This window comes from Streptomyces cellostaticus (genome assembly GCF_001513965.1).
Classification (GTDB): domain Bacteria; phylum Actinomycetota; class Actinomycetes; order Streptomycetales; family Streptomycetaceae; genus Streptomyces; species Streptomyces cellostaticus.
This window is the reverse complement of the sequence record NZ_KQ948018.1, coordinates 187,760-207,434: the sequence shown is the minus strand read 5'-3', so window position 1 is coordinate 207,434 and position 19,675 is coordinate 187,760. Positions and strand designations below refer to the sequence as shown.

18 protein-coding genes are annotated in these 19,675 nt (G+C 71.5%); 6 read left to right on the top strand and 12 right to left on the bottom strand.

The features are described from left to right. The first annotated feature begins 30 nt into the window (after positions 1-30). Positions 31-1,299: an APC family permease gene (locus AQI88_RS10480; RefSeq protein WP_066995586.1), complete on the top strand. Its 1,269-nt coding sequence runs from the start codon at positions 31-33 to the stop codon at positions 1,297-1,299. Between the two features lie 14 nt (positions 1,300-1,313). Here AQI88_RS10480 and AQI88_RS10475 read toward each other — a convergent pair whose 3' ends face one another. The 12 genes from AQI88_RS10475 to AQI88_RS10420 all read right to left on the bottom strand — a co-directional run bounded on the left by AQI88_RS10475 (position 1,314) and on the right by AQI88_RS10420 (position 12,623). Then, positions 1,314-1,706 carry a YccF domain-containing protein gene (locus AQI88_RS10475; RefSeq protein WP_066995583.1) on the bottom strand — a complete coding sequence of 131 codons (393 nt, stop codon included), beginning with the start codon at positions 1,704-1,706 and terminating at the stop codon, positions 1,314-1,316. After that, a complete protein-coding gene (gene htpX, locus AQI88_RS10470) occupies positions 1,703-2,566 on the bottom strand; it encodes a zinc metalloprotease HtpX (protein WP_066995577.1) in 864 nt (287 codons plus the stop codon). The genes AQI88_RS10475 and htpX overlap by 4 nt, the downstream gene beginning before the upstream one ends. A 234-nt stretch (positions 2,567-2,800) precedes the next feature. Beyond that, a complete protein-coding gene (locus AQI88_RS10465) occupies positions 2,801-4,324 on the bottom strand; it encodes an NADH-quinone oxidoreductase subunit N (protein ID WP_066995574.1) in 1,524 nt (507 codons plus the stop codon). Further along, complete coding sequence (locus AQI88_RS10460) at positions 4,321-5,895, bottom strand: NADH-quinone oxidoreductase subunit M (RefSeq protein ID WP_066995572.1); 1,575 nt, start codon at positions 5,893-5,895, stop codon at positions 4,321-4,323. Before AQI88_RS10460 ends, AQI88_RS10465 begins: the two co-directional genes overlap by 4 nt. Positions 5,896-5,901: 6 nt before the next feature. Further along, on the bottom strand, positions 5,902-7,896 hold the full coding sequence (locus AQI88_RS10455; protein WP_066995570.1) for an NADH-quinone oxidoreductase subunit 5 family protein: 1,995 nt from the start codon (positions 7,894-7,896) through the stop codon (positions 5,902-5,904). Continuing rightward, positions 7,893-8,267, bottom strand: a complete 375-nt coding sequence (gene nuoK, locus AQI88_RS10450; protein ID WP_066995567.1) for an NADH-quinone oxidoreductase subunit NuoK — start codon at positions 8,265-8,267, stop codon at positions 7,893-7,895. The genes AQI88_RS10455 and nuoK overlap by 4 nt, the downstream gene beginning before the upstream one ends. Then, positions 8,267-8,878: an NADH-quinone oxidoreductase subunit J family protein gene (locus tag AQI88_RS10445; RefSeq protein WP_066995564.1), complete on the bottom strand. Its 612-nt coding sequence runs from the start codon at positions 8,876-8,878 to the stop codon at positions 8,267-8,269. The genes nuoK and AQI88_RS10445 overlap by 1 nt, the downstream gene beginning before the upstream one ends. Beyond that, positions 8,875-9,426 (bottom strand): NuoI/complex I 23 kDa subunit family protein, encoded by a 552-nt coding sequence (locus AQI88_RS10440; protein ID WP_066995562.1) that lies wholly within the window; start codon positions 9,424-9,426, stop codon positions 8,875-8,877. Before AQI88_RS10440 ends, AQI88_RS10445 begins: the two co-directional genes overlap by 4 nt. Next, on the bottom strand, positions 9,426-10,394 hold the full coding sequence (locus AQI88_RS10435) for a complex I subunit 1/NuoH family protein (RefSeq protein WP_066995556.1): 969 nt from the start codon (positions 10,392-10,394) through the stop codon (positions 9,426-9,428). The genes AQI88_RS10440 and AQI88_RS10435 overlap by 1 nt, the downstream gene beginning before the upstream one ends. After that, the gene (locus tag AQI88_RS10430) at positions 10,391-11,614 is read right to left on the bottom strand and encodes an NADH-quinone oxidoreductase subunit C (RefSeq protein ID WP_066995554.1); all 1,224 of its coding nucleotides are present in this window, start codon (positions 11,612-11,614) and stop codon (positions 10,391-10,393) included. Before AQI88_RS10430 ends, AQI88_RS10435 begins: the two co-directional genes overlap by 4 nt. Beyond that, positions 11,611-12,216 (bottom strand): NADH-quinone oxidoreductase subunit B, encoded by a 606-nt coding sequence (locus AQI88_RS10425; RefSeq protein ID WP_066995552.1) that lies wholly within the window; start codon positions 12,214-12,216, stop codon positions 11,611-11,613. Before AQI88_RS10425 ends, AQI88_RS10430 begins: the two co-directional genes overlap by 4 nt. Beyond that, the gene (locus AQI88_RS10420; RefSeq protein ID WP_066995551.1) at positions 12,207-12,623 is read right to left on the bottom strand and encodes an NADH-quinone oxidoreductase subunit A; all 417 of its coding nucleotides are present in this window, start codon (positions 12,621-12,623) and stop codon (positions 12,207-12,209) included. Before AQI88_RS10420 ends, AQI88_RS10425 begins: the two co-directional genes overlap by 10 nt. Positions 12,624-12,843: 220 nt before the next feature. Between AQI88_RS10420 and AQI88_RS10415 the strand changes: the two genes are divergently transcribed. From AQI88_RS10415 to AQI88_RS10395, 5 genes are all read left to right on the top strand, one after another. Further along, complete coding sequence (locus AQI88_RS10415; RefSeq protein WP_066995549.1) at positions 12,844-14,025, top strand: sensor histidine kinase; 1,182 nt, start codon at positions 12,844-12,846, stop codon at positions 14,023-14,025. A gap of 188 nt (positions 14,026-14,213) precedes the next feature. After that, on the top strand, positions 14,214-15,578 hold the full coding sequence (locus AQI88_RS10410; RefSeq protein ID WP_066996102.1) for a sensor histidine kinase: 1,365 nt from the start codon (positions 14,214-14,216) through the stop codon (positions 15,576-15,578). A gap of 153 nt (positions 15,579-15,731) precedes the next feature. Beyond that, the gene (locus tag AQI88_RS10405; protein WP_279616537.1) at positions 15,732-16,391 is read left to right on the top strand and encodes a LuxR C-terminal-related transcriptional regulator; all 660 of its coding nucleotides are present in this window, start codon (positions 15,732-15,734) and stop codon (positions 16,389-16,391) included. 293 nt (positions 16,392-16,684) lie between these two features. After that, positions 16,685-18,613 (top strand): 2-oxoacid:acceptor oxidoreductase subunit alpha, encoded by a 1,929-nt coding sequence (locus tag AQI88_RS10400; protein ID WP_066995547.1) that lies wholly within the window; start codon positions 16,685-16,687, stop codon positions 18,611-18,613. Continuing rightward, positions 18,606-19,667, top strand: a complete 1,062-nt coding sequence (locus AQI88_RS10395) for a 2-oxoacid:ferredoxin oxidoreductase subunit beta (RefSeq protein ID WP_066995545.1) — start codon at positions 18,606-18,608, stop codon at positions 19,665-19,667. The genes AQI88_RS10400 and AQI88_RS10395 overlap by 8 nt, the downstream gene beginning before the upstream one ends. The last annotated feature ends 8 nt before the right edge of the window (positions 19,668-19,675 follow it).

Below are 19,675 nucleotides of genomic sequence, written 5' to 3'. Positions count from 1 at the left end.
CCGGTTGCGGCGATCAGTAGGGTGCGGCGCATGACACCTTCCGGCACCGGCCTGCGACGCACCCTGGGCGTACGGGACGCCGTGGTCGTCGGCCTCGGCTCGATGGTCGGCGCCGGCGTCTTCTCCGCCCTGGGCCCGGCCGCCCGCGCCGCCGGGCCGGGGCTGCTGCTGGGGCTGGCCGTCGCGGCCGTGGTGGCCTACTGCAACGCCATGTCCTCGGCCCGCCTGGCCGCCCGCTATCCGGCGTCGGGCGGGACGTACGTGTACGGCAGGGAGCGGCTGGGCGCGTTCTGGGGGTATCTCGCGGGCTGGGCGTTCGTGGTGGGCAAGACGGCTTCCTGCGCGGCCATGGCGCTGACGGTGGGGTCGTACGTGTGGCCGGGGCAGGCGCACGCGGTGGCGGTGGCGGCCGTGGTGGCGCTGACCGCCGTGAACTACGGCGGCATCCAGAAGTCGGCTTGGCTGACGCGAGTGATCGTGGCCGTGGTGCTGGCCGTCCTCGCTTCCGTGGTGGTCGTGTGCCTGGCCTCCGGGCAGGCCGATGCCGGACGGCTGGGCATCGGGCTGTCCTCGGGCGTGGGCGGGGTGCTTCAGGCGGCCGGTCTGCTGTTCTTCGCGTTCGCCGGGTATGCGCGGATCGCGACCCTGGGCGAGGAGGTGCGGGACCCGGAGCGCACCATTCCGCGGGCCGTCCCGCTGGCCCTCGGCATCGCTCTGGTCGTGTACGTGTGCGTGGCCGTGGCCGTTCTCGGCGTCCTCGGCGCAGACCGGCTGGGGCAGGCGGCGGCGCCGCTGGCCGAGGCGGTGCGGGCGGCCGGGGTGCCGGGTCTCGCGCCCGTCGTGCGGGTGGGCGCGGCGGTGGCCGCGCTGGGGTCGCTGCTCGCGCTGATCCTCGGTGTGTCCCGGACGACGCTCGCCATGGCCCGCGACGGCCATCTGCCCGGCGCGCTGGCCGTCGTGCATCCGCGCTTCCAGGTCCCGCACCGGGCGGAGCTGGCCGTGGGCGCGGCGGTCGCCGTACTGGCCGCCACGGTGGACGTACGAGGCGCGATCGGCTTCTCCTCGTTCGGCGTGCTGGCCTACTACGCCGTGGCCAACGTCTCCGCCTGGACGCTGAGCCCGGCCTTTTCGGCGCGGGCGGTACCGGCGGTGGGGCTGCTGGGCTGCGCGACGCTGGCGTTCGCACTGCCGGCGGTCTCGGTCGCCGTGGGGGCGGGCGTGCTGGCCGTCGGTGTGGTGGCCTACGGCGTACGACAGTGGTGGGCGGGACGCGGCGCGGACGGGTCTTCGCGTCCCTAGCGGCCGACGCCCCGTCAGCGGGTCGCGAACGGCTGGTCCGTGGGGACGATCTCGCGGCCCAGCGGCAGCAGGGAGACCGGGATCAGCTTGAAGTTGGCGATGCCGAACGGGATGCCGATGATCGTCAGGCACAGGGCGATACCGGTGGTGATGTGGGCGAGGGCCAGCCACCAGCCGGCCAGCACCAGCCACAGCACGTTGCCGACGCAGGAGGGCGCGCCCGCGTCCCGGCGCTCGACCGTGGTGTACCCGAAGGGCCACAGGGCGTAGACGCCGATGCGGAAGGCGGCGATGCCGAAGGGGATGCCGATGATCGTGATGCACAGCAGCACGCCCGCGAGCAGGTAGGCGAGGAACAGCCAGAAACCGCTCAGGACGAGCCAGATGATGTTCAGGATGGTCTTCACTGGTTGCGACCTGCCATCTTCTCGAGCCGGGCGATGCGCTCCGCCATGGGCGGGTGCGTGGAGAACATCTTGGACAGTCCCTGGCCCGGGCGGAAGGGATTCGCGATCATCATATGGCTCGCGGTCTCGATCCTGGGCTCGGGGGGCAGCGGGAGCTGCTGGGTGCCGGTCTCCAGCTTGCGCAGGGCACTGGCGAGGGCCAGCGGGTCGCCGGTGAGCTGGGCGCCCGAGGCGTCGGCCTCGTACTCCCGAGAGCGGCTGATGGCCAGTTGGATGAGGCTGGCGGCGATGGGGCCCAGGATCATGATCAGCAGCATGCCGAGCAGGCCCGGGCCGTCGTCGTCGTCCGAGCGGCCGACCGGGATCAGCCAGGCGAAGTTGACCAGGAACATGATCACCGAGGCGAGGGCGCCGGCCACGGAGGAGATCAGGATGTCGCGGTTGTAGACGTGGCTCAGTTCGTGGCCGATGACACCGCGCAGCTCACGCTCGTCCAGCAGGCGCAGGATGCCCTCCGTGCAGCACACCGCCGCGTTGCGCGGGTTGCGGCCCGTGGCGAAGGCATTGGGCGCCTCCGTCGGGGAGATGTACAGGCGGGGCATGGGCTGGCGGGCCTGCGTGGACAGCTCACGGACCATCCGGTACAGCGCGGGGGCCTCGAACTCGCTCACCGGGCGGGCACGCATCGCGCGTAGCGCCAGCTTGTCGCTGTTCCAGTACGCGTAGGCGTTCGTACCCAGCGCGATCAGGACCGCCACGATCAGCCCCATACGGCCGAAGAAGCTGCCGATGACGATGATGAGCGCGGACAGTCCCCCGAGGAGTACTGCGGTCCTTAGCCCGTTGTGCCGGCGGTGCACGGTACGCCCTCCAAGTCGTGCAGCAGGGGAACCCTTTGGTCCAGTGGACCCTCCCGCTCTGGTCAACGCCAGGTGGCCACCGCAAGTTCCCTTGTGCAGGCGGCGGCGCGCGTCTGCCGTACGGGTGACGTGCTCTTACGGCCTTGCGCGCGCGTTCTTACGGCCTTGCGCGCGCGGGGGAGCACGGGTGCCCCACGCGCGCGCAGCCGTGCCTCACGCGCGCGTGGCGGGTCCTCAGAACAGGCCGGTGGCCGCGAACCGCAGGACCAGCTGGGGCGCGCCGGAGAGGGCCACACCGAGGACGCCGGTGAGGGCGAGCGCTGCGGTCACGGGTGCCGGGACCCGGTGCCGGGCGGGTTCGCCCTCGGGGGCGCGGAACAGCAGGGCCGTCCACTGGAGGTAGTAGAAGAGGGCGATCACCACGTTGACGGCCATCACCACCGCGAGCCAGCCCAGTCCGGCGTCGACGGCCGCCGAGAACACGGTGACCTTGGCGAACAGGCCGATCACGCCCGGCGGCAGCCCGGCGAGGCACAGCAGGAAGAAGGCCAGCAGAAGCGCCGCGGCCGGGTTGGACGCGTACAGGCCCCGGTAGTCGCTGATCCGGTTGAGGGACTTCGTACGGCCCACCAGGGCGGCCACCGCGAAGGCGCCGAGGTTCACGGCGGCGTACATGAGGGCGTACGCGACGGTGGAGCCGATGGCCTTCTGGGCGTCCTTGGCGTACCCGGCGGCGGCGATCGGTACGAGGAGGTAGCCGGCCTGTCCGACGGACGACCAGGCGAGCAGCCGTACGGCGCTGTACGCGCGCGTGGCCTGCTGGCGCAGGGCACCGACGTTGCCGACGGTCATGGTGAGGGCGGCCAGGGCGGCGAGCGCGGGCCCCCAGACGTCGGCGTACGACGGGAGGGCGACGACGGTGACGAGGATCAGGCCGGAGAAACCGACCGCCTTGCCGACGACCGAGAGGTAGGCGGCGACCGGCAGGGGCGCGCCCACGTACGTGTCGGGCACCCAGAAGTGGAACGGGACGGCGGCCGTCTTGAAGGCGAAGCCGACGAGGGTCAGGACGACACCGGTCTGGGCGAGGGTGTGCAGCTGCCCGTCGACGTGCTGGATGCGCTGGGCGACCTGGATGAGGTAGAGGGTGCCGGTGGAGGCGTAGACGAAGCTGATGCCCATCAGGCTCACCGCGGTGGCGGTGACCGAGGACAGGAAGAACTTCAGGGCCGCCTCGGAGGACCTCTTGTCGCCGTGCCGGATGCCGACGAGGGCGAAGGCGGGCAGGGAGGCGACCTCCAGGGCGACGATCAGGGTGGCCAGGTCGCGGGAGGCGGGCAGCAGGGCGGCGCCGGCCGCGGAGGACAGCAGCAGGAACCAGAACTCCCCCGCCGGGACGCGCCGCTGCTCGTCCTTGAGGTTCGTGACCGACAGCAGGGCCGCCAGCAGGGCGCCGCCGAGGACGAGGAACTGGATGACGAGGGTGAAGTGGTCGGCGGTGTAGCTGCACACGCGCGCGTGGCCGGTCAGGCAGAAGGTGCTGCGGTCGCCGTCCAGGAGGGGCAGCAGCATCAGCGCGGCGGCGGCGAGGCCCGCCACGGAGGCCCAGCCCAGGAGGGGCTTGCGCGCCTCGGGCACGAACAGGTCGGCGACGAGCACCGCGAGTGCGACCACCGCGGCGATGGTGGGCGGGGCGATGGCGAGCCAGTCGACGGACTGGACCGCGGACTGGGCCAGCGGCTGGGCCAGGGCGCTCATCGGGTGCCTCCTGCGAGCAACTGCTGCACGGCCGGGTCGGTCAGACCGAGCAGGGCCCTCGGCCACAGTCCGGCGACGACGGTGAGGGCGACGAGCGGGGTCCAGGCCGCGAACTCGTAGCCGTGGACGTCCGCCAGCTTCGGCATGTCCTGCGGTACGGCGCCCATGCACACCCGGCGGACCACGATCAGCATGTACGCGGCCGTCAGCAGGGTGCCGAACGCGCCGATCGCCATGAAGGTGAGGAACGCGGGCCGGCTGAGGTCGGCGGCGGGGTTGAACGCGCCGAACAGGGCCAGCATCTCGCCCCAGAACCCGGCGAGTCCGGGCAGGCCGAGCGAGGCGACGGCGCCGAAGGCGAGCAGACCGCCGAGGCGCGGGGCCTTGCCGTACAGGGCGGCGCCGCTCTCCTCGGCGAGGGTGTCGAGGTCGGTGCTGCCGGTGCGGTCCTTCAGCGCGCCGACCAGGAAGAAGAGGAGGCCGGTGATGAGGCCGTGGGCGATGTTGGCGAAGAGGGCGCCGTTCACACCGGTCGGGGTCATGGTGGCGATGCCCAGCAGGACGAAGCCCATGTGCCCGACGGAGGAGTAGGCGATCAGCCGCTTCAGATCGCCTTTCGCACCCTGCTTGGCGAGGGCCAGACAGGCCAGGGACCCGTAGATGATCCCGACGACGGCGAACGCGGCGAGGTAGGGCGCGAAGGTGTGGAAGCCGTCCGGCGCGATCGGCAACAGGATGCGGACGAACCCGTACGTTCCCACCTTCAGCAGGACACCGGCCAGCAGCACCGAGCCGACGGTCGGCGCGGCGGTGTGGGCGTCGGGCAGCCAGCTGTGCAGCGGCCACATCGGCGTCTTGACCGCGAGCCCGATCCCGATCGCCAAAACGGCGATGACCTGCACAGATGTGGTCAGCGACCGGCCGTTGTCAGTAGCGAGTGCCACCATGTCGAACGTGCCCGCCTTGATTCCGATCAGGAGCAGGCCGAGCAGCATGACGACGGAGCCGAGCAGCGTGAACAGGATGAACTTCCACGCCGCCCGGGTCCGGCCCTCGCCGCCCCAGCGGGCGATGAGGAAGTACATCGGGATGAGCACCATCTCGAACGCGAGGAAGAACAGCAGCAGGTCGAGGACGGCGAAGGTCGCGAGGGTGCCCGACTCGAGCAGGAGCAGCAGCGCGACGAACGCCTTCGGGGACGGGCCCGACGGCAGCTTGAAGTACGAGTAGAGCGCGCAGAGGAAGGTCAGCAGCGCGGTCAGGACCAGAAGGGGGAGGGAGATGCCGTCGATGCCGAGGTGGATCCGCACGTCGAGTGCGGGGATCCAGCTGATGTCGGTCGTGGCCTGCATCTTCGACGGATGGTCGTGGTCGAAGCCGAGCGCCAGGACGATCGCGGCGATGAGGATCACGCCGGTGACGGTCACACCGTGCCGCAGCACGGCCTGCTCGGGCGACTTCCCCTTCAGCCCGGGCGGGGCCGGCAGGAGGGCGGCGACGGCACCGAGGAGCGGGCCGGCGACGACGAATGCCAGAAGGAACTGCATCACGGACTCGTTGATATCGATCACGCCTGCTCACGCTCCCGTGGCGACGAGGAGGACGGCGACCGCCAGGACGACGGTGCCGGCGAGCAGCGCGCTCACATAGGTCTGCACATTGCCGGTCTGCGCGCGCCGCACGGCGGCCCCGAGCAGCCGGGGCAGGGCGGCAGCGCCCTGGACGTAGGTGTCGACGACCTCGCGGTCGAGGAACCGGACGAGACTCGCTCCGGCCTGGACCGGGCGGACGAACAGCGCCGAGTACAGGGCGTCCAGGTGGAAGCCGACGGCCGCGTGCCGGTACAGCGGGCCGAGCAGCAGCCGCCCGGGGTCCGCCGCGTCGGGCGCGTAGGCGATGTTGCCGTAGACCGGCTCGTGGCTGGCGATGGCCTCGGCCTCGACCAGACCCGCGCCGTCCTCGGGATGGGCCGCAACCGCGCCCAGCGGGATGCGGGCGGCGAGCGCGCTGGTGCGCTGCCAGGCGCCGTAGGTGAGGAGTCCGCCGACCAGCGCGAGGCCGGTGCCGAGGATGGAGGTGAGGAGCGTCGGGGTCAGGTCACGACCGTCGAACCAGCCGGGCAGCGAGCGGTAGGCCAGCCCGCCGAAGGCGAGGGACGGCACGGCGAGGACCCAGAGCACCGCGGTCATCGTCAGCGGCTGGCGGCCGTGGTCGGGAGCCTCGGCGCCCCGGCCGCGGAAGGCCAGCAGCCACAGCCGGGTGGCGTAGGCCGCGGTGAGCAGGGCGGTGAGCAGGCCGGCGACGAGGACGATCCAGCCCGCCGCGCCGGGGGCGTGATCGGTGTGGCCGGTGGCGACGTGCTCGGCGGCGCCGAGGACGGACTCCTTGGAGAAGAAGCCGCTGAAGGGAGGGATCGCGGCGAGCGCGAGGAGCGCCACCGTCATCGTCCAGTAGGCGTCCGGGACGCGGTCGCGCAGGTGGCTCATCCGGGACATGGCGGCCAGCGAGTTGGTGCCGGCGGCGTGGATGATCACGCCGGCGGCGAGGAACAGCAGCGCCTTGAAGGCGCCGTGCGACAGGAGGTGGAAGACGGCGGCACCGCGGTCACCGACGGCGAGGGCGCCGGTCATGTAGCCGAGCTGGCCGATCGTCGAATAGGCAAGGACGCGCTTGATGTCGTCCTGGGCGAGCGCGGCGAGGCCGGAGCCGGTCATCGTCACGGCCGCCATCACGGCGAGGACCACCATCGCGGCCTGGGACGCCTCGAACACCGGGAGGAGACGGGCGATGAAGTAGACACCGGCGGCCACCATCGTCGCGGCGTGGATCAGCGCCGAGACGGGCGTCGGGCCCGCCATCGCGTCCGGGAGCCAGGTGTGCAGCGGGAACTGCGCCGACTTGCCGGCCACGCCCGCGAGCAGCAGCAGGGCGATCAGGGTCGGGTGGTCGATGCCGCCGCTCGCCACGGCGCCGAGGACGCGGGTGATGCGGAACGATCCGGCATCCGTGCCCAGGGCGAACAGGCCGATGAGGAACGGCACGTCACCGAGCTTGGTGACCAGGAAGGCCTTGAGGGAGGCGGCGCGGGCCTCCGGGGTCTCCCAGTAGTGGCCGACGAGGAAGTAGGAGCAGATGCCCATGACTTCCCAGCCGACCAGCAGCACGATCAGGTCGCCGGAGTAGACGACCAGGAGCATCGCGGAGGTGAACAGGGAGACGAGGGCCGCGTACGAGGGGTAGCGCGGGTCCTCGCGCAGGTAGCCCGTCGAGTAGATCTGCACGCAGGCGGCGACGAAGGCGACCAGGACGGCGACGAGCGCGGCGAAGCCGTCGATGTGCAGGGCGAACTCGATCGGCACCGAGCCGGTGGGTGTCAGCTCGGTGTGGGCGTCGATGGCCTGGTCACCGCCCTGGCGTACGGCGACCAGCGCGGCCGCCGCGAGCGCGGCCAGGGTGGGCAGGACGGCGAGCGGGCGGACGAAACCGGGGGCGGTACGGCCCAGGAGCAGGCCGGCCGCGGCGCCCAGGAACGGCAGGAGGGGGACGAGGACGGCGAGGGTGGTCGTGGTCACGCGGTGGCCTCAGCCTTCTCGGCCGCGGAGGTGTCGGGGCCTTCGGTCTCGGGACCCTCGGCGGTGTCGCGGAGCTTGTCGATGTCGGAGGTTCCGCGGTTGCGGTAGACGGCGAGCACGATCGCGAGACCGATGCCGATCTCGGCGGCGGCGATGGCGATGGTGAACAGGGTCAGCGCCTGACCGGAATGCAGGGTCTCCTCGGCGGCCCGGCTGAGCCAGACGTCGAAGGCGACCAGGTTGAGGTTGACGGCGTTGAGCATCAGCTCGACCGACATCAGGACCAGGATCGCGTTGCGGCGGGCGAGCACGCCGTACAGGCCGGTGCAGAACAGGAGGGCGGAGAGGACGGCGGGATAGACGAGGTGCATCAGCGGGCGCCTTCCTTCTCGCCGGGGAGGGCCACGGGAGTGTCCGCGGTGGCCGATGTGCCGAAGGCCTCGTCCGCCTTCGCCTTGCGGGACAGGACGATCGCGCCGACCAGGGCCGCAAGGAGGAGGACGGAGAGGGCCTCGAAGGGAAGAACCCAGTTCTGGAAGAGGCTCTCGCCGGTGACGCGGGTGCTGCCGGCGGCCGGGCCCTTCAGGTCGATCCAGGTCGTACGGAAGGCGTCGACGACCACCCACACCAGGGCGCCGGCGGCGGCGACCGCGACGGCCAGGGCGGCCCAGCGGTTGCCGGAGTCGGCATCCGGGGAGCGGCCGATGGGGGCCTTGGTGAGCATCAGACCGAACAGGAGGAGGACGACGACGGAACCGACGTAGATGAGGACCTGCACCCAGGCGATGAACTCGGCGGTGAGCAGGAGGTACTCGACGGCGAGGCCGCCGAGGGCGACCACCAGCCACAGGGCGGCGTGCACCAGCTGCCGGGTGGTGACGGTGACCAGGGCCGCGCCGAAGGTGGCCAGGCCGACGAGCAGGAAGGCGATCTCGACGCCGGCCGGGGACAGGAAGCCGTGCTGTGCTGCGGCGAGGCTCACGACTCTCCCTCCTCGGGTTCGGCCTGCGCGGCGGCCAGCTTCTCGGCGGTCTTGCGGGCGGCTGCGATCTCCTTCGGCTCCTCGGCGCCGGCGTCCAGGGCGGGCGGGGCCAGCACGGTCCACATCCACTCGCGGAGCTTGTCGCGCTCGTGGGTGAGCTCGCGGATGTCGGTCTCCGCGTACTCGAACTCCGGGGACCAGAACAGCGCGTCGAAAGGACAGACCTCGATGCAGATACCGCAGTACATGCACAGGGAGAAGTCGATGGCGAACCGGTCGAGGACGTTGCGGCTGCGCTCGCGGCCGCCGGGCGCGGCGGGCGGGACCGTCTCCTTGTGGGAGTCGATGTAGATGCACCAGTCGGGGCACTCGCGGGCGCACAGCATGCAGACCGTGCAGTTCTCCTCGAACAGGCCGATCACACCGCGGGTACGGGGCGGCAGCTCGGGCTGGGCGTCCGGGTACTGCTCGGTGACGGACTTCCTCATCATCGTGCGGAGGGTGACGGCCAGGCCCTTGGCCAGACCGGAGCCAGGGAAGGGAGCCATTACGAGATCACCACCTTGACGATGCCGGTGAGGGCGATCTGGGCGAGGGAGAGGGGGACGAGGAGGGTCCAGGAGAGTTTCTGGAGCTGGTCCTCGCGCAGCCGGGGATAGGTCACGCGGAGCCAGATGACGACGAAGGCGAGGAGCGCGGTCTTCAGCAGCGTCCACAGCCAGCCCAGGCCGTCGGCGCCCCACGGGCCGTGCCAGCCGCCCAGGAAGAGGACGGTGGTCAGACCGCACAGGACGATGATTCCGGCGTACTCGGCGAGCAGGAACAGCGCGAAACGCAGGCCGGTGTACTCGGTGTACGCGCCGAAGATGATCTCCGAGTCGGCGACGGGCATGTCGAAGGGCGGGCGCTGCAGCTCGGCGAGGCCGGCCACGAAGAACACGATCGCGCCCACGATCTGCCAGGGCAGCCACCACCAGTGGAAGGCGTGCAGGATGCCCGGGAGGGAGACCGTTCCGGCCGCCATGGCGACGGAGGCCGCGGCGAGCAGCATCGGGAGTTCGTAGGCGAGCAGCTGGGCGGCCGTGCGCAGGCCGCCGAGCAGCGAGAACTTGTTGGCGCTGGCCCAGCCGGCCATCAGCGAGCCGAGGACGCCGACGCCCATCACCGCGAGCACGAAGAAGATGCCCGCGTCCAGCACCTGGCCGACTGCGCCCTCGCTCGGCCCGATCGGGATGGCGAGCAGGACGAGCAGGTACGGCAGCAGGGCCACGGCGGGGGCCAGCTGGAAGACGCGGCGGTCGGCGCCCGCCGGGACCACGTCCTCCTTCTGCGCGAACTTCACGCCGTCGGCGATGAGCTGGGCCCAGCCGTGGAAGCCACCCGCGTACATCGGGCCGAGGCGGCCCTGCATGTGGGCCATCACCTTGTGCTCGGTCTGGCCGACGATGAGGGGGAAGGTGAGGAAGACGACGAACACGACCAGGAGTCGCAGGGCGACGTCCAGCGCGTCGTTCACTGCGGGCCTCCAGTGGGGTCGTCGGGGGTGCTGTGGTCTTCGGCTGCCTTGGGTGCTTCGGGCTGCGGCTCGGGTGCTCGGTTCTCTTCCGGCGCCTGCTCCGGCTTCGGTGCCTGCTCCGGCTTCGGCTTCGGTGCCTGCTCCGGCTCCGGCTTCGGTGCCTGCGCGGGCTCCTGCTGCTCGTCGAACGCCGGGCGTGCGTGGTGCCACGGGGCGTCCGAGCTGCGCGGGGCCGTGCTCCGGGGGGCGGAGCTGTCCGGTGCCGAGGGCTCGGTGGGCGACTGCGGTTCCGGTGCCTGGGCGCGCTGCGAGGCCGAGCCCGCCGAGGCGCTGCGCGCGCGGCGCGGACCGGTCGGCGCCGCGCCGGGCTCGGGTGCCGCCGGGGTCTCGGCGGCCGGTTCCGCCGCCGCCTGGCTCACCGAGCCTTCACTCGCGCTCCTCATCCGACGGGGCCGGGCACCAGCCCCAGCAGCTTCGGGAGCTCCGGCAGCAGCCTCACCGGCGGCCTGGCCGGCCGAGCCCTGTGCCGCCGTACGGGCCCGCCGTACCGGACGCTCGCCCGCGGCCGCGGCGCCCTCCCCGGCCGCGCGTACCGGACGTTCGCCCGCCGCGCGCCCCGCAGCCCGGGCCGGGCGGGCCGGGGCGGGAGGCAGCTGGCCCTTCAGCGGGCCCCACTCGTTCGGGTCCGGGACACCGGGCGGCAGCATCTGGCGGCGCTTGGGGCCGCCGTGTTCGGATTCGCCCGGCTCCTTGGCTCCGGGCCAGGCTTTGGCCACACGGGCGGCCAGGACGAAGTCCTTGCGCAGGGGGTGGCCCTCGAAGGTCTCCGGGAGGAGGAGGTGCTCCAGGTGCGGGTGGCCCTCGAAGTCGACCCCGAACATCTCGTGGGTCTCGCGCTCGTGCCAGGCGGCGCCCGCGTAGACGCCGACGGCGGAGGGCAGCGTCGGCGCCTCGTGCGGGACCGTGGTCCGCAGGAGCAGGCGGCGGACCGGCGCGAGGGCGACGACGTGGGCACAGACGCGGAAGCCCGTGCCCGGTTCGTCGACCGCGCTCAGCCAGTCGAAGTAGGTGCAGGACAGGGTCGTGCAAGCCGTCTCCAGGGCGGTGAGCCAGGAGGACGGCGGGACGTCCACCGTCAGGACCTCGTACGACTCCTCGGCCGTGGCCTCCGCGCCGAAGAGTTCCTCGGCGGGGGCGGGCAGCCAGCCGGCCGTGCTCATCGCGCGTCCCCTTCCAGGGCGGGCGCCGGGGGCTTCACCAGGCCGCTCTGCAAAGCAGCCGCGGACGGCCCAGCAGTCCTGTACCGCTCCTCCAGCGACTCGCGGGCGATCTTCTCCTGGAGCTTGAGGATGCCCTGGAGCAGCGCCTCGGGGCGCGGCGGGCACCCGGGGACGTAGACGTCGACGGGGATGATCTGGTCGACGCCCTTGGTGACGGAGTACGAGTCCCAGTACGGGCCGCCGCAGTTGGAGCAGGCGCCGAAGGAGATGACGTACTTGGGTTCCGGCATCTGCTCGTACAGGCGCTTCACGGCCGGCGCCATCTTGTCCGTGACCGTGCCGGAGACGACCATCAGGTCGGCCTGGCGGGGGCCCGGCGCGAAGGGGATCACGCCGAGGCGGATGAAGTCGTGGCGGGCCATCGAGGCGGCGATGAACTCGATCGCGCAGCAGGCGAGGCCGAAGTTGAACACCCACAGCGAGTAGCGGCGGCCCCAGTTCAGGACCACCTTCATGGGCTCGGGTGCGAGCCGGGCGAGCGCGCCCAGCCGCTTCGGCTCGGGAAGCAGGAGAGGCTCCGCACCAGACGGGTTCACGTCCATGCCAGGACCCCCTTCTTGTAGGCGTACAGCAGGCCCACGGCGAGGAAGCCGAGGAAGATGAACATCTCCACCAGGGTCGTCGCGCCGTAGCCGGGGGCGGCGAAGACCGTCGCCCAGGGGAACAGGAAGATCGAGTCGACCGCGAAGATCACGTAGAGGAAGGCGTAGACGTAGTAGCGGACCTGGGTGTGGGCCCAGCCCTCGCCGACGGGGTCGACGCCGCATTCGTACGTCAGAAGCTTCTCGGGGGTGGGCACGACCGGGCGCAGCAGGCGGCCGGCGCCGAACGCGACCGCGACGAAGAGCACGCCCACGACGGCGAGCAGTCCCACGACCGAATAGGACCGGAAGTAGCCCGCAGCGACGTCCGCCGCGGCGACCGTCGTGTCCCCCAACGTCTCCCGCACCGTCCGCCCTCGCTCCCTGACCTCGTGACCTTGGTGACCCTGTGCTGCATCGTGATTCGAGGATCTGTACGCACGGGAGTCTAGGCCCTGATAAAGACACGGTAAGCGGCCCGTCACGGCATGAGACGCGTGGACCGTGTGAGGGGTGGGGTTTTCCCCAGGGCGCAGAGGCGGCGGACCGCATGGCGCAGGAGGTGCCGGGCACGGCAGGCTGGCCGCTATGACCGCTCCCGCCTCCGCCGCCGGCCGGCCCGACGGCCCCGACCGCCTTCCTCCGGTCCGGTTCGCCTACGACCGGCACACCTGGAAGGAGATCGCGCATCTCCTTCTGAATCTGCCGGTGTCGCTGTTCGGCTTCACCTACGTGTACACAGTGGTGTTCGTCGGCGGACTGCTCAGCCTCACGGTGATCGGACTGCCGCTGCTGGCCCTCGCTCTGCTGGGCGCCCGGCAGCTGGGCAAGCTGGAGCGGACCCGGTCCCGGGCGCTGCTCGGGGTGCAGGTCGAGGAACCGACGCCGCTGCCGATCGCCCGGGGCGGGGGGCCGGTGCAGCGGCTGTGGCTGGCGCTGAAGGACCCGGTGGGCTGGCGGACGCTGCTGTACGACTTCATCCGGCTGCCCTGGGGCATCCTCACCTTCTGCACCGTGCTGACCTCGCTGTTCGTGTTGTGGCCGGTGCTGCCGTTCCTCGCGCGGGGGCTGGCCAACGTGGACCGGGCGATGGTGCGCGGGCTGCTGTCGCCCTCGGACGAGCTGGAACGCCGTATCGCCGAGCTGGAGTCGGACCGGGGGGTCGTGGTGGACACGGCGGCCGCCGATCTGCGCCGTATCGAGCGGGACCTGCACGACGGGGCGCAGGCCCGGCTGGTGAACCTGGCCATGGGTCTCGGCCTGGCCAAGGAGAAGCTGCTGGAGGACCCGGATGCGGCGGCGGTGATGGTGTCGGAGGCGCACGGCGAGGTGAAGCTCGCACTGCAGGAGCTGCGCGACCTGGCCCGGGGCATCCATCCGGCCGTGCTGACCGACCGCGGCCTGGACGCCGCCCTGTCCTCGGTCGCCTCCCGCTGCACCGTGCCGGTGAAGGTGACGGCGGACCTGCCGGCCCGGCCGGCGCCGGCCATCGAGGGCATCGCCTACTTCACCGTCTCCGAGCTGCTGCAGAACGTCAGCAAGCACAGTGGGGCGCGGTCCGCCTCGGTGGAGGTGTGGCGCTCGGCGGACCGGCTGCTCATCCAGGTCCGGGACGACGGTCGCGGCGGCGCCCGGCTGGAGGGCGGCAGCGGCATGCAGGGCCTGGCGGAGCGGCTGGGCGCCGTGGACGGCCTGTTCGTCGTCGACTCCCCGGCCGGCGGCCCGACGGTGGTCACCGCAGAGCTGCCCTGGCGGGACCGCACGGAGTAGCCGCACCCCCGCGGCCGCACCGTCTCGGCCGCCACGGCACGCTCCCCAGGTGCCCAGGGTGGGGAAAACCCCCGGTCCAAGACGCCGACGGACTCCATGGCCCGCGAAGCCGCGGCGTACCAGGCTTGGGGATACGGCAGCACCGCCGTCAGGACGAGAAGCAGGACGAGCAGAACGGGACGACACCGATGGCCACGGAGTACGGACAGGGGTACGGGCACGGACACGGGCACCCGGCCGGATCCGGCCACCCCGCCCCCGACGGGGAACGGCGCCACCTGCTGCCCGCCGCACTGCGGGCGCCGATCGAGGCGCGCAGCTGCCGCGAGTTCGGGTATGTGCTGCTGAGCCTGCCGATCGCGGTGGTGCTGTTCAGCTGGACGGTCACCATGGTGGCGCTCGGCGCGGGCCTGCTGGTGACCTTCCTCGGGATCCCGGTGCTGGCGGGGGCGCTCGCGAGCTGCCGGGGCTTCGGCGCGCTGGAGCGCACGCGGGCGCGCGCGCTGCTGCGCCTGGAGGTGGCCGACCCGGAACCGCTGCGGATGCGCAAGCCCGGGGTGTTCGCGTGGATGGGCGCGGTACTGAAGAGCGGCACATCGTGGCGGCACCTGCTGTACGCGCTGCTGCAGTTCCCCTGGGCGGTGTTCTCGTTCGTCGTGGCGGTGAACTTCTGGGTGTACGGCTGGGCGCTGCTGACGTACCCGCTGTGGTTCTGGCTGTTCCCGATGTACGGCGGCCAGGGCGGCCTGCAGCTGTACGGCGACGAGCACCACAGCGTCTACCTCGACAACCCGTTCGAGATCACCGTGACCGCGCTGGTCGGGCTGCTGTTCACGCTGGCCACGCCGTGGATCGTACGGGCGCTGACGACGGTGGACGGGCTGCTGGTGCGCGGACTGCTCGGGCCCTCGCGGCTGTCGGCGCGGGTCGTGGAGCTGGAGTCGGACCGGGGGGTCGTGGTGGACACGGCGGCCGCCGATCTGCGCCGTATCGAACGGGACCTGCACGACGGGGCGCAGGCCCGGCTGGTGAGCCTGGCCATGGATCTGGGTCTGGCGAAGGAGAAGCTCCAGGAGGACCCGCAGGCGGCGGCCCGGATGGTGGACGACGCCCATGGCGAGGTGAAGACGGCCCTGCAGGAGCTGCGCGACCTGGCGCGCGGGATCCATCCGGCCGTGCTGACCGACCGCGGCCTGGACGCGGCCCTGTCCTCGGTCGCCTCCCGCTGCACCGTGCCGGTGCGGGTGGAGGTCGACCTGCCGGCCCGGCCGGCGCCGGCCATCGAGGGCATCGCCTACTTCACCGTCTCCGAGCTGCTGCAGAACATCAGCAAGCACAGCCGGGCCCGCACCGCCTCGGTCGACGTGTGGCGTTCCGAGGACCGGCTGCTCATCCAGGTGATGGACGACGGGGCGGGCGGCGCGGACGCCTCCCGGGGCTCGGGCCTGGCGGGTCTGGCCGGCCGTCTGGACGCGGTGGACGGAGTCCTGGTCGTGGACTCGCCGGCGGGCGGCCCCACCCGCGTGATCGCCGAACTGCCCTGGCGGGCCTGAGCGCCCTCGCCCGCGTTCGCGCCCCGACACCCCGGCCCCGAATTCCCGGCCCCTGAGCAAAGCGGCCCGATTGCTGGAATGCTGGACTTCCGTACGAACAGACAGTCGTCGGAGGGTCGGGCTGTGGGGGGCCGGGAGATCGTGGAGGACAGGGTGCGGGTGGTCATCGCCGAGGATTCAGTGCTGCTCAGGGAGGGCCTGACCCGGTTGCTGACCGACCGTGGGCATGACGTCGTGGCCGGTGTCGGGGACGCGGAGGCGCTGGTCAAGACCATCGCCGACCTGGATGCGCAGGGCGCGCTGCCCGACGTGGTGGTGGCGGACGTACGGATGCCGCCGACGCACACCGACGAGGGCGTGCGGGCGGCCGTACGGCTGCGCAAGGCGCACCCGGGGCTCGGGGTGCTGGTGCTGTCGCAGTACGTGGAGGAGCGCTACGCCACCGAACTGCTGGCCGGATCCAGCCGGGGCGTGGGCTATCTGCTCAAGGACCGGGTCGCCGAGGTGCGGGAGTTCGTCGACGCGGTGGTGCGGGTGGCCGAGGGCGGTACGGCGCTGGACCCGGAGGTCGTCGCGCAGCTGCTGGGCCGCAGCCGCAAGCAGGACGTCCTGGCGGGGCTCACCCCGCGTGAGCGCGAGGTGCTGGGGCTGATGGCCGAGGGCCGGACGAACTCGGCCGTAGCCCGCCAGCTGGTGGTCAGCGACGGAGCCGTGGAGAAGCACGTCAGCAACATCTTCCAGAAGCTCGGCCTGTCCCAGAGCGACGGTGATCACCGGCGTGTTCTGGCCGTCCTGACCTACCTGAACTCGTAACGGCCTGACACTGTGTCAGCACCGCGTCAGTCCGTCCGGCTTCTGTGGAAGCCGGACACCCGGGTGGAAGGCGGGCGGTAACCCGAGAAAAGCGCGGAATGCGCTGAGAGCGTCTCCATCGACGCTCCAGTGGTGCGGGAAATCATGAGAAGCCAGCGCGACAGGCCGTCTCGAAACGCCGTCCAATCTACGGATGGCCCCGGGAAGGCGACCCTAACCGACGTAGGGTTGATCCTGGGATGGTCCGTGGGACGACCATCCCCGGACAGCCGCCTCGAAGGAGGTCCAGTTCAGTGACCAGCCAGGTCAGCAGCCCAGCGGAGCAGGCCGACGGAACCGTCGTGGGAGAGCAGCGCAAACCGGGCGGAGCTAAGGATGTCCAGCGTCTGGACCGGGTCATCATCCGGTTCGCGGGGGACTCGGGTGACGGCATGCAGCTCACCGGTGACCGGTTCACCTCGGAGACCGCGTCCTTCGGCAACGACCTCTCCACCCTGCCGAACTTCCCCGCCGAGATCCGCGCCCCCGCCGGCACCCTGCCCGGCGTCTCCAGCTTCCAGCTCCACTTCGCCGACCACGACATCCTCACCCCCGGCGACGCACCGAACGTGCTCGTCGCGATGAACCCGGCCGCCCTGAAGGCGAACATCGGCGATCTGCCGCGCGGCGCCGAGATCATCGTCAACACGGACGAGTTCACCAAGCGCGCCCTGCAGAAGGTCGGCTACCCCGCCTCCCCGCTGGAGGACGGCTCGCTGGACGGCTACAACCTGCACCCGGTGCCGCTGACCACCCTCACGGTGGAGGCGCTGAAGGAGTTCGACCTCTCCCGCAAGGAGGCCGAGCGCAGCAAGAACATGTTCGCGCTGGGCCTGCTGAGCTGGATGTACCACCGGCCCACCGAGGGCACCGAGAAGTTCCTGAAGTCGAAGTTCGCGAAGAAGCCGGAAATCATGGCGGCGAACATCGCGGCGTTCCGGGCGGGCTGGAACTTCGGCGAGACGACCGAGGACTTCGCCGTCTCCTACGAGGTCGCCCCGGCCGCCAAGGCCTTCCCGGTCGGCACCTACCGCAACATCTCCGGCAACCTGGCCCTGGCCTACGGCCTGGTCAGCGCCTCCCAGCAGGCGGATCTGCCGCTGTTCCTGGGCTCGTACCCGATCACGCCGGCCTCGGACATCCTGCACGAGCTGAGCAAGCACAAGAACTTCGGCGTGCGCACCTTCCAGGCGGAGGACGAGATCGCCGGCATCGGCGCGGCGCTGGGCGCGGCCTTCGGCGGCTCGCTCGCGGTGACGACGACGTCCGGTCCCGGTGTGGCGCTCAAGAGCGAGACGATCGGCCTGGCGGTCTCCCTGGAGCTGCCGCTGCTGGTCGTGGACATCCAGCGCGGCGGCCCGTCGACCGGTCTGCCGACCAAGACGGAGCAGGCGGACCTGCTGCAGGCGATGTTCGGGCGCAACGGCGAGGCACCGGTCCCGATCGTCGCGCCGAAGACCCCGGCGGACTGCTTCGACGCGGCGCTGGAGGCGGCCCGGATCGCGCTGACCTACCGCACCCCCGTCTTCCTGCTCTCGGACGGCTACCTGGCCAACGGCTCCGAGCCGTGGCGGATCCCGGACCTGGACGAGCTGCCGGACCTGCGCGTGCAGTTCGCCTCCGGCCCGAACCACACCCTGGAGGACGGCACCGAGGTCTTCTGGCCCTACCAGCGGGACCCGCAGACGCTGGCCCGCCCGTGGGCGATCCCGGGCACACCGGGCCTGGAGCACCGCATCGGCGGCATCGAGAAGCAGGACGGCACGGGCAACATCTCCTACGACCCGGCCAACCACGACTTCATGGTCCGCACCCGCCAGGCCAAGATCGACGGCATCCAGGTCCCGGACCTCGAGGTCGACGACCCGCACGAGGCGAAGACGCTGGTCCTGGGCTGGGGCTCGACGTACGGCCCGATCACCGCGGCGGTACGGCGGCTGCGCGCGGCCGGCGAGTCGATCGCACAGGCCCATCTGCGCCACCTCAACCCGTTCCCGCGCAATCTCGAAGCGGTGGTCAAGTCGTACGACAAGGTGGTGATCCCCGAGATGAACCTCGGCCAGCTCGCCACCCTGATCCGGGCGAAGTACCTGGTCGACGCCCACTCCTACAACCAGGTCAACGGCATGCCGTTCAAGGCGGAACAGCTCGCCGCCGCGCTGAAGGAGGCCATCGATGACTGACGCCAGCAACGGGCTGCTGCAGCTCGTCCCCAAGGCCGAGGCCAAGCAGTCGATGAAGGACTTCAAGTCCGACCAGGAAGTGCGCTGGTGCCCGGGCTGCGGCGACTACGCGATCCTCGCCGCCGTCCAGGGCTTCATGCCGGAGCTGGGCCTGGCGAAGGAGAACATCGTCTTCGTCTCCGGCATCGGCTGCTCCTCCCGGTTCCCGTACTACATGAACACCTACGGGATGCACTCCATCCACGGCCGCGCCCCGGCGATCGCCACCGGCCTCGCGACCTCGCGGCGGGACCTGAGCGTGTGGGTGGTCACCGGCGACGGCGACGCCCTGTCGATCGGCGGCAACCACCTGATCCACGCGCTGCGCCGCAATGTGAACCTGAAGATCCTGCTGTTCAACAACCGGATCTACGGCCTGACCAAGGGCCAGTACTCCCCGACCTCCGAGGTCGGCAAGATCACCAAGTCGACCCCGATGGGCTCTCTCGACGCGCCCTTCAACCCGGTGTCGCTGGCGATCGGCGCGGAGGCGTCCTTCGTCGCCCGGACGATCGACTCCGACCGCAAGCACCTGACCGAGGTGCTGCGCGCGGCCGCCGACCACCCGGGCACGGCCCTGATCGAGATCTACCAGAACTGCAACATCTTCAACGACGGCGCCTTCGACCATCTGAAGGACAAGCAGCAGGCCGAGGAGGCGCTGATCCGGCTGGAGCACGGGCAGCCGATCCGCTTCGGCGCCGACGGCACGCGGGGGGTCGTACGGGACCGGCAGACCGGCGACCTGTCGGTGGTGACGGTGACCCCGCAGAACGAGGCGGACATCCTGGTGCACGACGCGCGCGCCGCGTCTCCCACCACGGCCTTCGCCCTCTCCCGGCTGGCCGACCCCGAGACGCTGCACCACACCCCGGTCGGGGTGTTCCGCAACGTCGAACGGCCGGTCTACGACGTCCAGATGTCCGACCAGCTGGACACGGCCATCGAGCAGCACGGCAAGGGCGATCTGGCCGCGCTGCTGGCGGGCGGGGACACCTGGACGGTCGTCGGCTGACACCGCCG